Origin of the sequence: Microbacterium sp., assembly GCF_036277215.1 — a bacterium.
Classification (GTDB): Bacteria; Actinomycetota; Actinomycetes; order Actinomycetales; family Microbacteriaceae; genus Microbacterium.
Window position 1 is genome coordinate 40,665 of sequence record NZ_DASUNI010000344.1, and the last position, 17,727, is coordinate 58,391.

Genomic DNA, 17,727 nt, shown 5'->3' on the forward strand with positions numbered 1-17,727 from the left:
CGCGCGCGACCGAGTGGCGATGACCGCCGAACCCGACGACCGAGGCTCCTCGCGGCTCCTGCTCCTGATCGCCGTCCTGCTCATCGCCGCGAACCTGCGCGCCACGATCACCGGCGTCGGCCCGCTCCTCGCGCAGATCGCCGATGACCTCGGCACCAGCGAGGCGGCGCTCGGAGCGCTGGCCGCCGTGCCGCTCATCGCGTTCGGACTCGTCTCGCCGATCGCGCACGGGCTGAGTGCCCGCTGGGGCATGTCGAGGGTGGTGCTCGCGTCACTGCTCATCCTGGCCGTCGGCACCATCTGGCGGTCGCTGCCCGGCTCCCCCGCGAACCTGTGGCTGGGCACGGCGCTGATCGGCGCCTCGCTCGCCGTCGCGAACGTGCTGATGCCGGCGGTCATCAAGCGCGACTTCAGCGACCGCATCCCCTCGGTGACGGCCGCGTTCACGGCGTGCCTGTCCGGAATGGGCGCCGTCGCCTCGGGCGTCGTCGTGCCGATCTCGCACATCCCGGCGAGCGGCGGCGACCTGGGCTGGCAGGCGGCCCTGCTGTGCACGGCCGCGCTGCTGCCGTTCGCGATCCTCGCCTGGCTGCTGGCCATGCGGCAGCGGGCGCCGGAGCGCGGCACCCGGCTGAAGCGCACCCGCTCCGGGATCTGGACCGACCTGCTCGCGTGGCAGGTGCTGGCCTACATGGGTCTGCAGTCGATGACCTTCTACATGCTGGTGACATGGCTCGCGCCGATTGCCCACTCGCTGGGGCGGTCCGAGGTGGTCGCCGGCATCGACGTGATGATCTACCAGCTGTGCGCGTTCGCCGGCTCCCTCGTCGTGCCGCTGCTGCTGCGCGGTCGCATCGAGCGTTTCGCCCCAGCGGTCATCCCCGTGCTCTCGATCGTCGGAATTCTCGGCCTCATCGCGCTGCCTGGCGCGTTCCTGTTCTGGGTGATCCTCTGCGGGCTCGCATCGGGCGCATCGCTGTCGATGTCGTTCAGCCTGTTCAGCCTGCGCGCGCGCACCCACCAGGGGTCCAGCGCCCTCTCCGGGATGGCGCAGTCCGGCGGTTATCTCATCGCGGCGACGGGACCGATCCTGTTCGGAACGCTGCTCACCCTCACCGGCGGGTGGGTCGCCCCCCTGATCCTGGTGGCCGTCGTGCTCACCGGCCAGCTGATCGTCGGCGCGCTGGTGGGCCGGGAAAGGTTCGTGCTCGAACCCCGGGATGCCGTCAGCCCGGCAGCGCCGACACAGTCCGCCGACTGACCGCCGACGCCGCGAGCGCATCGAACTCCGCCCGCGCCGCACTCTCGAGCGCGCGACGGCGAGCCCAATAGACATCGAACGATCGCTCGGCGGGCCATTCGGCATCCACGAGATCTCGGGGAAGCCGCGGATCGGCGCGGAGGAGCGCCAGCCAGTCCGCGACCAGCATGGTCCTGGTCGAGAGTGCGGAACGGCCGTCCTTTCCGAAAGGGCCGCCCCACTCGTCGATGAAGGCGAGGTGCTCACCGCGGATCGCGTCCAGGTTCCAGGCAGCCCGCACACTGTCGCCCATCGCGTACCCGGGCAGCTCTTGAGCGTGGAAGGCGGTGACGGCGCCGGCCGGCAGGCTCGCCCGCAACGGTTCCAGCGCCGACGCCAGGTCGACTTCTCCGGGCGCCAGCCAGAGCCCGTCGCGGAGCGGTGCGAAGCCCTCCCAGATGAGCGCCGACCTCAAGCGGTGGCGCAGCGTGCGCTGATGCTCCGGAATCGTGAAGGTGACCAGCGTCCAGCCGGTTCCGTGCGGCTCGAACGGATGCTGGCCGCGGACGCGCTCGGTCGCCTCACGCAGCACGGCGGAGCCCTCGTCGGTGAGGGAGAACACGATCTCGCGGCCACGTCGCTCCCTGGCGAGCAGGCTGCGGCGCACCATCCGGTCGAGCGTCGCTCTCGTTGCCGGGGCTGCGACGCCAGCGCCTTCGAGCACGTCGATGAGGGCGCTGGCCCGCAGGGACGGTACGTCCTGATCCACCACGTACTCGCCGAAGAACGCCAGCAGCAGCTGCTTGGGCTGGCGGCTGCGCGCCGGCCTGCCGGACTCGTCGGCGACGGTCGATGCACTCGTCATGCGCCCGGACGAACCGCTTCGCCGCGCTTGGCCCGCTGGATCTGCTCGTAGACGTGGGTGCGCAGTTCGGTGAATCGGGGCAGCGCACGCGTGGTGATCTGGTCGCGCGTGGCGGCCAGATCGATCGCGAGATCCTCCTGAACCCACGTCGGCGACTTCGACAGCACGATCACCCGCTCGCCGAGGTAGACCGATTCGTCGATGTCGTGCGTGACGAAGAGGATCGACATCCCGCGCTCCAGGTGCAGGCTGCGCACGAGATCCTCGAGATCGGCGCGCGTCTGGGCGTCGACCGCCGCGAACGGCTCGTCCATGATGAGCACCTCGGGCTGGTAGGCGACGGCTCGTGCGATGGCGACACGCTGCTGCATTCCGCCCGAGAGCTGCCACGGGTAGCTCTTCACGGCATGCTCCAGGCCCACGGCCGCGATCGCATCCTCGACCAGCCGATCACGCTCTGCGGTCGGGAGCTTCTTGTGCTTGAGCGGAAGCTCGACGTTGCCGCGCACCGTGAGCCACGGGTACAGGCTGCGGCCGTACTCCTGGAAGACGAGCGCCATGTTCTCCGGCGGGCCGCTGACGCGTCTGCCGTGGAGTTCCACGGTCCCGGCCGTCGGCCGCAGCAGACCGGCGATGCACTTGAGAAGCGTCGTCTTGCCGCATCCCGACGGGCCGACGATGCAGACGAGCTCCCCCGACCCCATCGCGAAGCTGATGTCGCCGATGGCCTCCACGTTGCCGGTCGTGGACTCGTACACCTTCTTCAGATGCTCGACCTTGAGCAGGGTTTCAGGCACGTTCGACCTCCTTGATTCCGTGGTACCAGCGCAGGACGCGCTTCTCCACGACGCTGAACAGCGCGGCGAGGAGCACACCGATCAGACCGAGGAGCAGGATGCCGCTCCACATCTCCGCGATGAGGTAATTGCGCTGGAAGTACACGATCCGATAGCCGAGCCCCGACGACGATGCGAACATCTCGGAGATGACCATCAGGATCAGCGCCACCGACATGGTCTGCCGGACACCGGCCATGATCCTGGGGCTGGCCGACGGCAGCACGAGGTAGCGCAGTCGCTCACCTCGCGTGAGGGCGAAGGATCGCGCAGTCTCGGTCATGACGCTGTCGGTCGAGCGCACGCCTTCGATGGTGTTCAACAGCACCGGCCACACCGCACCGAAGACGATCACGGCGACCTTCATGGCGTCCGTGATCCCCATGAGCAGCATCACGATGGGGATCAGCACGGGGGGCGGGATCGCCCGGAAGAACTCCAGCAGCGGCTCGAGCGTCTCGCGCAGCCACCGGTTCAGGCCGATCAGGGTTCCGGCGACGATGCCGATCGTGATCGACAGGACGATGCCCAGGGCGAGGCGGCCGAGGCTCGGAAGGACATCCGTGAAGAACGCCGGTCCGACCCATGTGTCGACGAAGGCTTCGAGGATGACGAGGGGACCGGGGAAGAACTGGGCCGGCGCCACGGTGGCCCATACCCCCCAGAGCAGAAGCAGCAGGAAGGGCAGACCGATCGCATACATGATGCTGTCGCGCACGCGCTTCCACGACTGCGCGCGCTGCTGGGGCACCCGCACCGTGCTGGTGTACAGGGTCACAGGACCTCCTCCCCCCGAACCGACTGGTGCCAGGCCAAGGACTTGCGTTCGACGAACCGGAAGCCGAGATTGATCGCCAACCCGAGGAGACCGGTCACGATCACGAGCGAGTAGACGCCGACCCAGTCGCCCGCGGCCTGGTAGAAGACGATCTCGCGCCCGAGTCCGGGCGTTCCGATCACCATCTCCGCCGTGATCGCGAGAATGAGCGCCACGGATGCCGCCAGCCGAAGTCCCGTCATCAGATACGGCAGGGCCGTGGGCAGGATCAGGTACCTGACCCGCTCGGCGCGCGTCAGACCGAAGCTGCGGGCGGTGTCGCGCGCCACGGCATCCACATCCGCCACGCCGTAGAGCACCTGCACGAAGACCTGCCAGAAGCTGGCGAACACGATGATCACGAGCGCCGCCTGCAGCTGGATGCCGTAGACGAGCACAGCCAGCGGGATCAGAGCGACGGACGGGATCGGTCGCAGGAATTCCACGGTGGTGTGCGTCGCCCGGCGTAGGAACGGCACCAACCCGATGACGGTGCCGAGGATCGTCGCGGCGACCGTGGCGATGAGCAGGCCGAGGAACCACGCCGTCATCGTGCGCCCGACGTTCCGCCAGAACTCCAGGTCGCGCAGCTCCTGGAAGAGGCGAGCCAGCGTCTCCGTCGCATAGGGCAGGTACTGCGGGCTGATGATCCCGAGGGTCGGGATCAGCTGCCAGACGATCAGGAATCCGACGATTCCGGCGGTGCCCAGGGCGACCTTGCGGGCCGTGCGTGCGGCGCGCGTCGTGGGGGGAGCCATGATGCCTTCCCGTCTGTCTCGCGGAGGTTTCGCGGGATGCCTCGGCGACCGAGGCATCCCGCCAACCGTCACTGCGGCTGGATCAGCGTGTCGAGGTCCGGTTCGGCGTCGAGCACGCCGAACTCGATGGCCAGGCCGACGAGCTCCTCGATCGCTGCGACATCCACTTCGGAGGTGAACTCCGGGAGCGTGATGCTGTCGGCCGCGGCCTCGGGAATGCCCATGTTGGCGACGATCGCCGCACGTACCGCGTCTTCGTTGGCCGCCGCCCAATCCAGCGCCTCGGTCATCGCCGCGGCGAACTCCGACACCAGCTCCGGGTCGGAGTCCAGCAGCTGCTGAGTGGTGATGTCGACGAGCAGCGGAAGACCGGGAATCGTCGCCTGGTACGGATGCACCACGAGGTTGCCGCCCGCGCCGACGATCTGCGACATGAACGGGTCCGGCACCCACGCGGCATCGATGTTGCCCGCGTCGAGCTGCGCCTGAGCGTCGGGGAAGGCGACCTCGACGAACTCGATCGTCGTGGGATCGCCGCCGTCGTCCTGGACCGCCTTCATGATCGTGACGTCGCCTGCCGCGCCCAGGCTGTTGACCGAGACCCGCTTGCCCGCGAGATCCGCAGGAGTCGTGATGCCGGAGTCCGCGAGGGACACCACGGCGTTGACGTCCTTGCCCTCGGCGAGCGAGCTGGCGTAGTTGCCGATCACGACGATGCCCAGGTCCTGGAGGTCGGCGCGGATCGGCCCGAAGGGCTGACCGATCGCGAACTGGATGTCGCCGCTCAACAGGGCCGGAATCGCCTGAGCGCCGCCCTGGGCGGGGACGACCTCGACCTCGAGCCCGTGCTCTTCGAAAATCCCCTCGTCGATGGCGCCCCAGAGGGCACCGGTCTCGGCGATCGGGAGAGCGGCGACGCGAACGGGGGTCAACGCCTCGTCGCCGCCTGCGGCGTCGTCCGTTGCGGCCGGGGACGGGCTCGCACCGGAGTCGGTGCATCCCGCCAGGGCGAGTGCGGCAGCGGCGAGCAGGCCGAGCGTGGCAAGACTCTTCTTCATGAACATGCCTCTCTGTGTCGTGGTCGCACCGACGACTACAGGTGGGCGCTGGATGCGTCCAGCCGCACGCCATCGTGGGACGGTGCCATGTTCGGCCACCCCGCGACGATTGTCAAGAAAAACGTGACGGGCGTCACCAAGACGTTAACTGAGCGCCCTTCGCCCAGTCCTTCACCCCGTCACTCGACCTCGTCGAGGCGGAAGCCGACCTTGAGCGTCACCTGGAAGTGATGGACTGTGTTGTCCTCGAGGTGCCCGCGCACCGACACCACCTCGAACCAGTCGATGTTGTGGAGCGTCTTGGCCGCTCGGCCGAGGCCGTTGCGGATCGCGGCATCCACTCCGTCGGGCGACGTGCCCACGATCTCGGTCACGCGATAGGTGTGGTCGGTCATGATTCCTCCTCGCCGCGACGGGGCGTCGCCGATGCCCCGACCATACTCCCGACCCTGCAGGCGGCGCGGGGTCCGCTGCGCCCAGCCGCCGCCCGCTTTGCCTATAGACATTCCCTATGTCCATAGGTATTCTGGAGGTAGGCAAACGCGACGATGCGAACCTGCTGAATGCGGAAAGGACCTCGATCAGTGTCAAAGACCACACACGTCATGGCCAATCGCCAGGCGGCTCTGGAGCTGGTGTCCGGCTACTCCCTCGAGATGACGGGCAAGGATGTTCCCGGCCTGATGGAGGCGAAGGACACGATCCCGGCGGGGACGAAGATCAACGTCACGTTCCTGGGCAACGAGGATCTCGAGATGCGGGTGTCGGCGGCCAAGGCGGTCCGCGAGCTGGGCTTCATCCCGGTTCCGCACATCTCGGCCCGGCGGCTGTCGTCGCGGGCGCAGTTGGAGGAGTTCCTGTCCCGGCTGCAGGATGTCGGGGCGACCGAGAGCGTGTTCGTCGTGGGCGGCGACCCGGCCACGCCGGAGGGGCCGTACGAGGACTCCTATGACGTGATCCGCACCGGCCTGCTGCTGGACTACGGCGTCAAGGAGGTCTCGATCGCCGGGTACCCCGAGGGTCACCCGGACATCTCGACCGACGTGCTGTGGCGGGCGTTGGAGGACAAGTCGCTGTCGCTGGCGCAGCAGGGTCTGGGCGCGACGATCCTGACCCAGTTCGCGTTCGACACCGACCCGGTGCTGGCGTGGATCGAGGCGGTCCGCGCCCGCGGCATCCAGAGCACGATCCGGGTCGGAACGCCCGGACCTGCCGGGATCAAGCGGTTGATCGGCTTCGCCCGCCGTTTCGGGGTCGGAGCGAACGCGATGATCGTCAAGAAGTACGGCTTCTCGCTGACCAACCTGATGGGCACCGCCGGACCCGACAAGTTCGTCACCGACCTGTCCGCGCTGCTCGCCGAGACGGCACCGGTCACCGCCGCAGAAGGTGCGACGACCCCCGCCGCAGGACCTGTCAAACTGCACTTCTATACGTTCGGCGGGTTGCTGGCCACCTCGGAGTGGGCGCGGGACTACGCCGCCGCCCAGTCCTGAGGAGAGGCCGATGAGCCTGCACAACGAAGCCCTGCGCGACCACGCCTGTCTGATCGTGCACGGCCCGGACCAGCCCGGGATCGTCGCGGCGATCACGTCGCTGATCACCCGCAACCAGGGCAACATCGTGTCGTTGGACCAGTACTCCGACGACGCGTTCGGCGGGGCGTTCTTCCAGCGGGTGGTGTTCCACCGTGCCGACCTGGCCGCGACGATGCCCGAGATCGAAGCGGACCTGGAAAAGACGCTCGGTGCGCTCGGACTGGAGTGGACCCTGACCGATCAGTCGATTCCGAAGCGGATGGCGATCCTGGCGTCCACCTCGGACCACTGCCTGCTGGAGCTGCTCTGGCGGCACCGCCGCGGCGAGTTGCCGGTGACCATTCCGATGGTGATCTCCAACCACACCAACACCGCCGAGGACGTCCGCTCCTTCGGGATCCCGTTCTTCCACGTCCCCTCCCAGGGGCCGGACAAGTCCGCCGCCGAAGCCCGGATCCTGGAACTGCTCAAGGGCAACGTCGATTTCATCGTCCTGGCCCGCTACATGCAGATCATCTCCGAGGACTTCCTCGAAGACGTCGCCGTCCCGGTGATCAACATCCACCACTCGTTCCTGCCCGCCTTCATCGGCGCGGCCCCGTATCGCAAGGCCAAGGAACGCGGCGTGAAGCTGATCGGCGCGACCAGCCACTACGTCACCAAAGACCTCGACGAGGGCCCGATCATCGAGCAGGACGTCGCCCGCGTGAACCACGCGATGGATGCCGCCGACCTGCAGTCCCGCGGCGCCTACGTCGAGCGCGCCGTGCTCTCCCGTGCCGTGCAGTGGCACGCCCAAGACCGCGTCATCCGACACGGCAACCAGACCATCGTCTTCACCGACCGACCCTGACCACCACGGACGCCTCGACCTGAGGCATCCCTCACCGAACAGAGAGGTTCACCATGGCCCACAAGAATCTGCAGGAAGTGATCGACGCGGCCGGAAGCCCGGTCGAACTCCTGCGCAACTCGCAGATCGGCTCCTACATCTACCCGGTCGTCCCCGCCGACTTCCAGAACTGGATCAAGGAGCAGAAGGCGTGGCGTGACACCGCCGTGCTGTACGACCAGTCGCACCACATGGACAACCTGTTCATCAAGGGCTCGGACGCGATCAAGCTGATTTCCGACACGGCGATCAACTCGACCTCGGTGTTCCCGGTCGACAAGGCCAAGCAGTACGTGCCCACCACCGCCGCCGGTCACGTGATCGGCGACGGCATCCTGTTCCGCGAGGCCGAGGACGAGTACGTGTACGTCGGTCGCGCCCCGGCGTCGAACTGGCTGCTGTACCACGGCGAGACCGGCGGCTATGCGAACCTCGACATCGAGATCGACCGCCGCTCGCCCTCCCGCCCCTACGGCCACGAGGTCAAGCGCAACTACTACCGCTTCCAGATCCAGGGCCCGAACGCGTGGCAGGTCATCGAGAAGCTCCACGGCGGGCCGCTCGAGCAGCTGAAGTTCTTCAACATGTCCACCATGACGATCGACGGCACCACGGTTCGCACGCTGCGTCACGGTATGGCGGGCGCCCCGGGTCTTGAGATCTGGGGTCCGTACGCCGACCACGACCGCATCTGGAACGCGATCGTCCAGGCCGGCGCCGAGTTCGGGCTGGTGCCCGTCGGCTCGCGCGCCTACCCCTCGAACACGCTCGAGTCGGGCTGGATCCCCTCCCCGCTGCCGGCGATCTACACCGGCGCCGAGGAGCGCGGCTACCGCGAGTGGTTGCCCGCCGACGGCTACGAGGCCACCGGTACGCTCGCCGGCTCGTTCGTCTCCGACAACATCGAGGACTACTACCTCACCCCGTGGGAGCTCGGCTACGGCAACTTCGTCAAGTTCGACCACGACTTCATCGGCCGCGATGCGCTCGAGAAGATCGACCCCGCCTCGCAGCGCAAGAAGGTCACCCTGGCATGGGATGCCGAAGACCTCGGCAAGGTCTGGACGTCGCTGCTGAACGTGGACGGCCCGAGCTACAAGTTCTTCGACCTGCCGCTCGCGAACTACGGGTCGGCCAACTACGACTCCGTGGTGGACGAGGACGGCACGGTCGTCGGCTACTCGATGTTCACGGGATACAGCGCGAACGAGCGCCGCGGTCTGTCTCTGGCGACGGTCGATCCGAACGTGCCCGAGGGCACCGAGCTGAAGGTCGTATGGGGCGAGCCCAACGGCGGCACCAAGAAGGCGAGCGTCGAGCCGCACGAGCAGGTCGAGGTGCGCGCCGTGGTCAGCCCCGTGCCGTACTCGACCGTCGCGCGCGCGACCTACCAGGGCGGCTGGCGCACCAACTACCAGCCCGCGTAGGCCTGCCGCAATATGCTCGAGGGGGTTCGCCCGATCAGGTTCCTCAACCTGGCTCAGGGCGAACCCTCTCGCACCATTTCAGCCCCGCCGCCCGCGCCGACGAAGGAGGCCCCGTGAGTCTGCGGTACGCCCTGCTGGCGTTGCTGCGCGTCGGGCCGCTGTCGGGGTACGACCTCCAGAAGCAGTTCTCCCTGTCCGTCGGTCACGTCTGGCACGCGCCGGACTCGCAGATCTATCCCGAACTTCGCAAGATGGAGACCGAGGGCCTGATCGAGGGCGAAGACCAGGCGCGGGGCCAGCGCGGCACGCGGCGGGTCTACCACGTCACGAACGCCGGCGAGCAGGCGTACATCCAGTGGATGCGATCGCCGCTCGATTACCAGCGGGTCCGCGACCCCGCGCACCTGCGCGCCGCGTACCTCGAGAACACCTCGCCGGACGCGGCCCGCGCGTTCTTCCGCGCGCACATCGCCGAATGGGAGTCGGAGCTCGAGCAGTGGGAGCAGGAGTTGCGCCGCATCGACGCGCGGGACAACCCGATGCTCGTCCGGCGGCTCGCGGTCACCCCCGAGAGCGACCACGAGCGCACGGTCGCCTTCAAGCGCCTCGCCTACGAGGGGCTCGTAGATCGCGCGGTCGGCGAGATCGCCTGGGCCCACCGCGGCCTGGACCTGATCGACCGCCTGGAGGCCGTCGACTGACCACCCGCGGGCCCACCCCCGCCTCCTCGCGCGAGACTGCAACCGGTGGTCGAAACAGCGGGTAGCGCCCGCAGTCTCGACTTCCCGATGCAGTCTCGCTGTCAGAAACGCGAATCGCGCGCAGCGGGAAAACTCAGAACACGTACTCCATCAGGTCCACGCCCAGCGTCCGGAACGCCTGGTGCGCCCGAAGCCGGTGGGCGATCGACAGGTCGTCGAAGCACACGATCAGCGCATATGAGATCCCCGCCCGCGGGCCGGCCAGCACTCCGGCTTCGACGCGGATGCCGGCATCGTGACCCGTCTTGTTGATGAAGAGCAGCCCGTGCTCGTCGTTCTCGTGCGCGAACGGGTCGAGTCCGGTCGCCGAGGCGACGAGCGAGAGATCGTGGTTGAGGCTCAGCCACTCCGCCACCTGAGCGCTGACGCCGGCCGACACCGCCTCCGAATTCACCAGGGCCGCGAAGATCTCGGCCAGTTCGCGGGCGGAGCCCAGCGCCACCTGCGGCGCGTCGTCGGGCCCGCGCTTGTCGCGGAACTCATCGATGAGCGCCGTCTGCGTCAGGCCGAGCTGCTCGATCCGGGCGCGGACTGCGGGCAGCCCGACGCGCTCGATCAGCGCGTTGGCCGCGAGGGTGTCGCCCGTCGACGCGGTGAGGACGGCGAGGTCCGACAGCGGCAGGGCGGGCGCCTTGAGGTGCTGCCAGACTCCCGCGCCGGTGGTCGAATCCAGCGACGACCGATCGATGATCTCGAGCGGATCGAGGGCACCGGACTCGAAGCCGGCGGCCACGTCGATGAGCAGCGGTACGACGCCCAGTCCCGCGATCGGCAGCACCACGAAGTCATCCCCCGCGAGCACCGTCGTGCCCCGGTCGAGGTCTGTGATGCGCACCGCGATGCGCGCGCCGGACGCGGCCAGTTCGTCGAGCGCCTTCAGGGTCGACGTGAACGATCTGCGTCCGACGGCTGCCCTCCGAGGCAGTCGTCTGTTGCTTCGTCGCGACCCCCGCAGCGACTCGGCATCCCGTTTGAGTGGCTCCTGAGTAGGGCGTTCAGCGCCCGTATCGAAGGGCTCTGGGGCAATGCCCACCGGTGTTCCTTCCAGTGTGAGGGGGAAATGCGTGATGCGCGCGGATGCGCGCGCGATGCGTCAGAGAGAGCGTGTTCTGTTGTGAAGCGAGGTGGATCCGGATGCCGCGAACGATCGGGCGACTGGCGCGGAGCGTCTCACCAGATGGTGACGCGTTTGTCCGAGTCGAGCCAGAGCTCGTCCGACTCGGTCACCTCGAACGCGTCGTAGAACGCATCAATGTTGCGCACGATCTGGTTGCAGCGGAACTCGTTGGGCGAGTGCGGGTCGATCGTCAGGAGGCGGATGGTCTCTGCATCCCGGCCCTTCTGCTGCCAGATCTGCGCCCACGACAGCAGCAGGCGCTGGATGCCGGTGTACCCGTCGATCGTCGGCCCGGGGTTCGCGCGAGGCGCGGAGTCGGTTCCCGAGCCTGCCGAAGGACCGTCGAGCGACAGCTCGTAGGCCTTGATCGCGATGCCGAGCCCGCCCAGGTCGCCGATGTTCTCGCCGATGGTGAGCGCGCCGTTCACGAAGTGCTCCTCGGGCAGCCCGCGCGGGGTGAGGGCGTTGAACTGCTCGATGAGCACGCTCGTGCGCTGCTCGAACGCGGTCCGGTCGGCATCCGTCCACCAGTCGCGCAGCGACCCGTCGCCGTCGAACCGGCTGCCCTGGTCGTCGAAGCCGTGGCCGATCTCGTGGCCGATCACCGCGCCGATACCGCCGTAGTTCGCGGCGGCGTCGCGATCCGCTTCGAAGAACGGATACTGCAGGATCGCGGCGGGGAAGACGATCTCGTTCATCAGCGGGTTGTAGTACGCGTTCACGGTCTGGGGCGTCATGTACCACTCGTCGCGGTCGACGGGCTGGCCGATGCGACCCAGCTGGCGATCGTGCTCGTGGATGTGCGCGCGCCGCACGTTGCCGACGAGGTCGAGGGCGTCGATCTCGAGCGCGGAGTAATCGCGCCACTTGACGGGGTAGCCGATCTTCGGCGTGAAGGCGTCGAGCTTGGCGAGGGCGCGCTCGCGCGTCTCGGGGCTCATCCACTCGAGACTCGTGATGCTCCGCCGGTATGCCTCGATCAGGTTCGCGACGAGTTCGTCCATGGCGGACTTCGCCGCCGGCGGGAAGTGCCGCTCGACGTACACGCGGCCGATCGCCTCGCCCATCGCCGCCTCGGCGAGCCCCACGCCCCGCTTCCACCGCTCGCGGTTGACCGGGACGCCGGTCAGCTGCGTGCCGTAGAAGGCGAAGTTCTCGTCGACGAAGGGGTCCGACAGGAACGCGGCCGCGCCGTGCACGATCCGGAAGCGCACCCACGCCTTCCAGTCGTCGAGCCGGTCCTCGACCAGGAGCGATCCAAGCCCCTCGAGGAAGCTCGGCTGGTAGACGTTCGCCTCCGCGAAGGCGTCCTCGCGTCCCGGTGCGGTGCCTTCGAGCCACGGATGCAGGTCGATGCCGGCGAGCTCGGTGACCTGCTCCCACGTCATGAGGTTGTAGGTGGCGACCGCATCGCGGCTGCGGACGTTGTCCCAGTGGTGCGTGGCGAGCTCGGTCTCCAGCGCGAAGATCTGATCAGCGGATGCCGCGGGATCCTGCACTCCGGCCAGCTCCAGCATCCTCTGGATGTGGCCGCGGTAGGTCGTGCGCAGGTCGGCGAAGTTGTCGAGCCGGTAGTAGCTCTCGTCGGGCAGCGACAGACCGCCCTGCACCAGGAAGGGCACGTAGCGCTGCGGGTTGCCCGGGTCGGGCTCGACGTACAGGCCGATCAGACCGCCGATGCCGTCGCGCTCGAGCTCTCCGAGCGTGCGCAGCAGCGCGGGCACGGACGAGATGGCGTCGACCCGCGCCAGCTGGTCGAACAGCGGACTGGCGCCGAGCTCGGCGATGCGACCGGTGTCCATGAAGCTCGTGTACAGGTCGCCGATCTTGCGGGACTCGGTGCCGGGCTCGGCCACCTGCGTCTCCTCGACGATCGCGTGCACATCCTTCTCGGCCTGCTCGGCGATGAGGTGGAAGGAGCCCCAGCGGGCCTTGTCGTCGGGGATCTCGGTTCGCTCGAGCCAGGCGCCGTTCACGTGGCGGAAGAGGTCGTCCTGGGGGCGGATCTCAGCACTGAGCTCGTCGAGCGCGAGACCGGATCGGGAATCGGTCATGCGTACAGGATAAGCGTCGAACATGAGCGGCTCGCACGTCCCCGCGAGTCAGCCGGGGCCGTCGCGCAGGGCATCGTCGGCGCACGCCATGAGTCCCCGACTCTAAGCTCGACAGGTGCCCCGCGACACGCTCAACCGCGACATCCTGCGGCTCGCCGTACCCGCACTCGGGTCGCTGGTCGCCGAGCCGCTCTTCCTCATCGTGGACTCGGCGCTCGTCGGACACCTCGGCGTCGTCCCGCTCGCCGGGCTCGGCATCGCCTCCGCCGTACTGCAGACGATCGTCGGCCTCATGGTCTTCCTCGCGTACGCGACCACCCCCGCCGTCGCGCGCCGGTTCGGCGCCGGCGACCCGACGCGGGCGGTGTCGGTGGGCATCGACGGCATGTGGCTCGCGCTCGGCATGGGTGCGGTGCTGGCGTTGGTCGGCTACCTCGCGACTCCTCTCCTGGTGGGGTTCTTCGGCGCGAGCCCGGAGGTCGCCCGCCAGGCGGAGATCTACCTCGGGCTCTCGATGTGGGGCCTTCCCGCGATGCTGATCGTGTTCGCGGCGACCGGGCTCCTGCGCGGCATGCAGGACACCGTGACGCCCCTGTGGATCGCCGGCCTCGGCTTCGGCGCGAACGCGCTGCTGAACTGGGCCTTCATCTACGGCTTCGGCTGGGGAATCGCCGGGTCGGCCCTGGGCACCGTGCTCGCGCAGTGGGGCATGGTCGCGGCGTACGTCGTCGTGATCGGCCGGCTCGCGCGCCGGCACGAGGCATCCGTCCGTCCGCACCGCGAGGGTGTGCGCGGGTCGGCCCGCTCGGGCGGCTGGCTGTTCTTGCGCACGCTGACGCTGCGGATGGCCCTGCTCGCAACCGTGGTGGTCGCGACGGGGCTCGGCACCGAGGAGCTCGCCGGGTGGCAGGTCGCGTTCACGATCTTCTCCACCGCGGCGTTCGCTCTCGATGCCCTCGCGATCGCGGCGCAGGCGCTGATCGGCAAGGGGCTCGGCGCGGGAGACACGCGCGAAGTGCAGCGCACGCTCGGCCGCACGGTGGCGTGGGGCGCCTGGTTCGGGGTCGTCGTCGGTGCGGTGATCGGCGCGCTCTCCGGCGTGATCGGACTCCTGTTCACCGGGGATGCCGGTCTCGCCGCGCTGGTCCAGCCGGCGCTGATCGTGCTCGCCGTGGCGCAGCCGGTGTGCGGGATCGTCTTCGTGCTCGACGGGGTTCTGATCGGTGCCGGAGACGCGAAGTACCTCGCGCTCGCGGGTGTGCTCAACCTCGTGCCGTTCGTGCCCGCGCTGATTCTGCTCGCGGTTCTCGGCATCGGAGGTGCGGCCGGTCTCGCCTGGCTCTCGGTCGCGTTCTTCGGCGTCTACATGCTGGCTCGGCTCGCGACGCTGGGCTGGCGCGTCCGCGGCGCGGCGTGGATGGTCGCGGGCGCCTGAGGGGCGGCATCCGCTGGTCTGTCGGAAGGGCCGCGGGTCAAGGGGGCGGCGCCGCCCAGCGGCGGCACCACTCGTACATCACGACCGCGGCGGCCGCCGAGGCGTTGATCGAGCGCGTCGACCCGTACTGGGTGATCTCGACCGTCTCGGATGCCGCGGCCAGCGCCTCCTCGGACAGCCCGGGACCCTCCTGCCCGAACAGCAGCACGCACCGCTGCGGAAGATCCGTGCGATCGACGGGCAGCGCCCCGGGCAGGTTGTCGATCGCGATTATCGGTAGCGATGCGGCATCAGCCCACGCGGCGAAGGCTGCGACATCCTCGTGGTGCCGCACGTGCTGGTAGCGGTCGGTGACCATCGCGCCGCGACGGTTCCAGCGGCGGCGCCCGACGATGTGCACCTCGGCGGCCAGGAACGCGTTGGCGCTGCGCACGATCGAACCGATGTTCATGTCGTGCTGCCAGTTCTCGATGGCGACATGAAACGGATGGCGCCGCTCATCCAGGTCTGCGACGATCGCGTCCATGCGCCAGTAGCGGTACGCATCCACGACGTTGCGCCGATCGCCGCGGGCGAGCAGTTCCGGATCGAGCCGCGAGTCGTCCGGCCATGCCGCCTCACCGCCGGGCCACGGCCCTACCCCGTCCGAGAGCTCCGGCTCCGCCGGGTCGGGCGCATCGGCGGGAGTCTCGGCGGTCACCGGCTCAGGCTACCCGGCCGAAGAGCGACGCATTCCGGCATCCGCTGCACGTGGCCGCATCTGCCACACGATCCTGCGCCTGCGGCAAAGGTATGTGGAGCGGATGCAGGTTTCCATAGCCACCGTCCCGGCGACGCGCTCACCCCATATTTCGGTCCACCGAAATACGGGGTAGAGTTTCGGTGTGCCGAAAGCAGCTGTCGACGTCGACCTCACCCCGAGAGGTCCGAGCGCGCGCCGCGCGCCACGCTCGACGGCGCGCCTCGCCTGGCTGATCGGTCCCGCGCTGGTTGCCGGCGTCGCGTACCTCGATCCCGGCAACGTCGCGAGCAACATGACCGCGGGCGCCCGCTACGGCTACCTGCTGGTCTGGGTGGTCGTGCTCGGCAACATCATGGCGTGGCTCATCCAATACCTCTCGGCAAAGCTCGGCATCGTCACCGGCCGCAGCCTGCCCGAGACCCTTGGTCGCCGCATCCGCAACCCGTGGGCCCGGCGCGCGTACTGGCTCCAGGCCGAGCTCGTCGCGATGGCGACCGACATCGCCGAGGTGATCGGCGGCGCGGTCGCGCTCAATCTGCTCTTCAACATCCCGCTGGTGTGGGGCGGGGTGATCACGGGAACGGTCTCGCTCATCCTGCTCGTGGTCCAGACGCGGCGCGGACCCCGCACGTTCGAGTTCGTCGTCATCGGGCTCGTCGCGATCATCGCGATCGGCTTCACCTTCGGCGTCTTCATCGCGCCGCCGGATGCCGGTGCGGTCGCCGCCGGCCTGGTCCCGCGCTTCGAGGGCACCGGATCCGTCCTGCTGGCGGCATCCATCCTCGGCGCGACGATCATGCCGCACGCCATCTACGCCCACAGCGCCCTGGCCCGGGACCGCTTCGCGCCCATCGCGGCCGGTCGCCCCGAGGTGTTCCAGTCGACGTCCGAGACCGCAGACGAACCAGCCGCATCAGACCAGGCCGACCAGAACATGCGCTCGAACGGCCGCCTGCAGCAGCAGCGCGGCATCTCGACCGTGCGTCTGCTGCGCGCCACCAAGTGGGACGTCTCCATCGCGATGCTCATCGCCGGCACCGTCAACCTCTGCATCCTGCTGCTCGCCGCGGCCAACCTCGCCGGCGTGGAGGGCACCGACACGCTGGAGGGCGCCTACGCCGCGCTCCGCGACGGCATCGGGCCGGTGGTCGCGACGCTCTTCGCGGTCGGGCTGCTCGCCAGCGGCCTCGCCTCCACCTCGGTCGGCGCGTACGCGGGCGCAGAGATCATGCACGGCCTCCTGCACGTGCGCATCCCGCTCGTCACCCGGCGACTGGTCACGCTCATCCCCGCGCTCGCGATCCTCGCGATCGGCGTCGACCCGACCCTGGCTCTCGTGCTCAGCCAGGTCGTGCTGTCGTTCGGCATCCCGTTCGCGCTGATCCCGCTCGTCGTGCTCACCGCGCAGCAGCGCACGCTGGGCGAGTTCCGCAACCGTGTGCTGACGACGGCGGCCGGGGTCGCGGCATCCGTCTTCCTCATCACGCTGAACGGCGTGCTGCTCTGGCTCGTGCTCACAGGGTCGTGAGCACGGGCCGGTAGCCTGGGCGCGTGGCCTCCCCCGCCGTCGACGACTACCTCAAGACGATCTACCACCACACCGAGTGGCAGAGCGAGCGCATCACGCCGTCGCAGCTGGCCGCGGAGCTCGGCCTCGCCCCCTCGAGCGTGACCGAGATGGTGCAGAAGCTGGCGGCGCAGGGCCTGGTGACCCACCGGCCGTACGGTCCTATCTCGCTCAGCGCCGAAGGCGAGCACCGCGCGGCATCCATCATCCGCCGTCACCGGCTCATCGAGACATGGCTCGTCAGCGAGTTCGGCTACGCCTGGGACGAGGTGCACGACGAGGCCGAGGTGCTCGAGCACGCCGTCAGCGACCGGCTGCTGGAGGGAATCGACGAGCGGCTCGGCCGGCCCCGGTTCGATCCCCACGGCGATGCGATTCCGGATGCCGCCGGCGACGTGCACCGCGAAGCGTTCGTGCTCCTCGCGGCGGCGGTCCCCGGTCACTCCGGACGCGTGCTGCGGGTGAGCGACCGGGATCCCGAGCTGCTCCGCGCCGTCGAAGCGGCCGGGGTCGCCGTCGGCGCCGAGGTGACCGTGACGGATGCCGCCACCCTCGTCGTAGCGGGCGCCGACGTCGCGCTGCCTCCCGCCGCGGCGGACGCCGTGTGGCTCAGCGCCTGA

17 protein-coding genes are annotated in these 17,727 nt (G+C 68.9%); 8 read left to right on the forward strand and 9 right to left on the reverse strand.

Going from position 1 to position 17,727, the window contains the following annotated elements; all coding sequences use genetic code 11:
- Positions 1-19 precede the first annotated feature (19 nt).
- The gene (locus tag VFX99_RS16670) at positions 20-1,261 is read left to right on the forward strand and encodes an MFS transporter (RefSeq protein ID WP_329667411.1); all 1,242 of its coding nucleotides are present in this window, start codon (positions 20-22) and stop codon (positions 1,259-1,261) included.
- Here the strand turns inward: VFX99_RS16670 and VFX99_RS16675 are convergent.
- The 6 genes from VFX99_RS16675 to VFX99_RS16700 form a co-directional block, all read right to left on the reverse strand.
- Complete coding sequence (locus tag VFX99_RS16675; protein ID WP_329667412.1) at positions 1,227-2,105, reverse strand: PaaX family transcriptional regulator C-terminal domain-containing protein; 879 nt, start codon at positions 2,103-2,105, stop codon at positions 1,227-1,229. The genes VFX99_RS16670 and VFX99_RS16675 overlap by 35 nt on opposite strands.
- Positions 2,102-2,902 (reverse strand): ABC transporter ATP-binding protein, encoded by an 801-nt coding sequence (locus tag VFX99_RS16680; protein WP_329667413.1) that lies wholly within the window; start codon positions 2,900-2,902, stop codon positions 2,102-2,104. Before VFX99_RS16680 ends, VFX99_RS16675 begins: the two co-directional genes overlap by 4 nt.
- Positions 2,895-3,719: an ABC transporter permease gene (locus tag VFX99_RS16685; RefSeq protein WP_329667414.1), complete on the reverse strand. Its 825-nt coding sequence runs from the start codon at positions 3,717-3,719 to the stop codon at positions 2,895-2,897. The genes VFX99_RS16680 and VFX99_RS16685 overlap by 8 nt, the downstream gene beginning before the upstream one ends.
- Positions 3,716-4,516 (reverse strand): ABC transporter permease, encoded by an 801-nt coding sequence (locus VFX99_RS16690; protein WP_329667415.1) that lies wholly within the window; start codon positions 4,514-4,516, stop codon positions 3,716-3,718. The genes VFX99_RS16685 and VFX99_RS16690 overlap by 4 nt, the downstream gene beginning before the upstream one ends.
- 68 nt (positions 4,517-4,584) lie before the next feature.
- Positions 4,585-5,574, reverse strand: coding sequence for an ABC transporter substrate-binding protein (locus VFX99_RS16695; protein WP_329667416.1), 990 nt, complete (start codon positions 5,572-5,574; stop codon positions 4,585-4,587).
- Positions 5,575-5,753: 179 nt separating this feature from the next.
- On the reverse strand, positions 5,754-5,969 hold the full coding sequence (locus VFX99_RS16700) for a dodecin (RefSeq protein WP_329667417.1): 216 nt from the start codon (positions 5,967-5,969) through the stop codon (positions 5,754-5,756).
- A gap of 210 nt (positions 5,970-6,179) precedes the next feature.
- On the opposite strand from VFX99_RS16700, the gene VFX99_RS16705 reads away from it, so the two are divergent.
- The 4 genes from VFX99_RS16705 to VFX99_RS16720 all read left to right on the forward strand — a co-directional run bounded on the left by VFX99_RS16705 (position 6,180) and on the right by VFX99_RS16720 (position 10,132).
- On the forward strand, positions 6,180-7,070 hold the full coding sequence (locus tag VFX99_RS16705) for a methylenetetrahydrofolate reductase (RefSeq protein ID WP_329667448.1): 891 nt from the start codon (positions 6,180-6,182) through the stop codon (positions 7,068-7,070).
- Between the two features lie 10 nt (positions 7,071-7,080).
- Complete coding sequence (gene purU, locus VFX99_RS16710) at positions 7,081-7,965, forward strand: formyltetrahydrofolate deformylase (RefSeq protein ID WP_329667418.1); 885 nt, start codon at positions 7,081-7,083, stop codon at positions 7,963-7,965.
- Positions 7,966-8,018: 53 nt separating this feature from the next.
- Positions 8,019-9,431 carry a vanillate/3-O-methylgallate O-demethylase gene (gene ligM, locus VFX99_RS16715; protein ID WP_329667419.1) on the forward strand — a complete coding sequence of 471 codons (1,413 nt, stop codon included), beginning with the start codon at positions 8,019-8,021 and terminating at the stop codon, positions 9,429-9,431.
- 113 nt (positions 9,432-9,544) lie between these two features.
- Positions 9,545-10,132, forward strand: a complete 588-nt coding sequence (locus VFX99_RS16720; protein ID WP_329667420.1) for a PadR family transcriptional regulator — start codon at positions 9,545-9,547, stop codon at positions 10,130-10,132.
- Between the two features lie 133 nt (positions 10,133-10,265).
- Here VFX99_RS16720 and VFX99_RS16725 read toward each other — a convergent pair whose 3' ends face one another.
- A complete protein-coding gene (locus VFX99_RS16725) occupies positions 10,266-11,147 on the reverse strand; it encodes a serine hydrolase (RefSeq protein ID WP_414684419.1) in 882 nt (293 codons plus the stop codon).
- Positions 11,148-11,362: 215 nt separating this feature from the next.
- Positions 11,363-13,363, reverse strand: a complete 2,001-nt coding sequence (locus VFX99_RS16730) for a M13 family metallopeptidase (protein ID WP_329667422.1) — start codon at positions 13,361-13,363, stop codon at positions 11,363-11,365.
- A gap of 115 nt (positions 13,364-13,478) precedes the next feature.
- On the opposite strand from VFX99_RS16730, the gene VFX99_RS16735 reads away from it, so the two are divergent.
- Positions 13,479-14,798, forward strand: coding sequence for an MATE family efflux transporter (locus tag VFX99_RS16735; protein ID WP_329667423.1), 1,320 nt, complete (start codon positions 13,479-13,481; stop codon positions 14,796-14,798).
- Between the two features lie 37 nt (positions 14,799-14,835).
- On the opposite strand, the gene VFX99_RS16740 is transcribed toward VFX99_RS16735, so the two are convergent.
- Positions 14,836-15,498 (reverse strand): TrmH family RNA methyltransferase, encoded by a 663-nt coding sequence (locus VFX99_RS16740; RefSeq protein WP_329667424.1) that lies wholly within the window; start codon positions 15,496-15,498, stop codon positions 14,836-14,838.
- Between the two features lie 184 nt (positions 15,499-15,682).
- On the opposite strand from VFX99_RS16740, the gene VFX99_RS16745 reads away from it, so the two are divergent.
- Together VFX99_RS16745 and VFX99_RS16750 are read left to right on the forward strand one after the other, a co-directional pair.
- Positions 15,683-17,068, forward strand: coding sequence for an Nramp family divalent metal transporter (locus tag VFX99_RS16745; RefSeq protein ID WP_414684418.1), 1,386 nt, complete (start codon positions 15,683-15,685; stop codon positions 17,066-17,068).
- Positions 17,069-17,091: 23 nt separating this feature from the next.
- The gene (locus tag VFX99_RS16750; RefSeq protein ID WP_329667425.1) at positions 17,092-17,727 is read left to right on the forward strand and encodes a metal-dependent transcriptional regulator; all 636 of its coding nucleotides are present in this window, start codon (positions 17,092-17,094) and stop codon (positions 17,725-17,727) included.

Excerpts from the sequence above, each read along its gene's own strand:
- VFX99_RS16670 (WP_329667411.1), top strand. The coding sequence starts at position 20 with ATGACCGCCGAACCCGACGACCGAGGCTCCTCGCGGCTCCTGCTCCTG.
- VFX99_RS16675 (WP_329667412.1), bottom strand. The coding sequence starts at position 2,105 with ATGACGAGTGCATCGACCGTCGCCGACGAGTCCGGCAGGCCGGCGCGC.
- VFX99_RS16690 (WP_329667415.1), bottom strand. The coding sequence starts at position 4,516 with ATGGCTCCCCCCACGACGCGCGCCGCACGCACGGCCCGCAAGGTCGCC.
- VFX99_RS16695 (WP_329667416.1), bottom strand. The coding sequence starts at position 5,574 with ATGAAGAAGAGTCTTGCCACGCTCGGCCTGCTCGCCGCTGCCGCACTC.
- VFX99_RS16700 (WP_329667417.1), bottom strand. The coding sequence starts at position 5,969 with ATGACCGACCACACCTATCGCGTGACCGAGATCGTGGGCACGTCGCCC.
- VFX99_RS16705 (WP_329667448.1), top strand. The coding sequence starts at position 6,180 with ATGGCCAATCGCCAGGCGGCTCTGGAGCTGGTGTCCGGCTACTCCCTC.
- purU (WP_329667418.1), top strand. The coding sequence starts at position 7,081 with ATGAGCCTGCACAACGAAGCCCTGCGCGACCACGCCTGTCTGATCGTG.
- ligM (WP_329667419.1), top strand. The coding sequence starts at position 8,019 with ATGGCCCACAAGAATCTGCAGGAAGTGATCGACGCGGCCGGAAGCCCG.
- VFX99_RS16730 (WP_329667422.1), bottom strand. The coding sequence starts at position 13,363 with ATGACCGATTCCCGATCCGGTCTCGCGCTCGACGAGCTCAGTGCTGAG.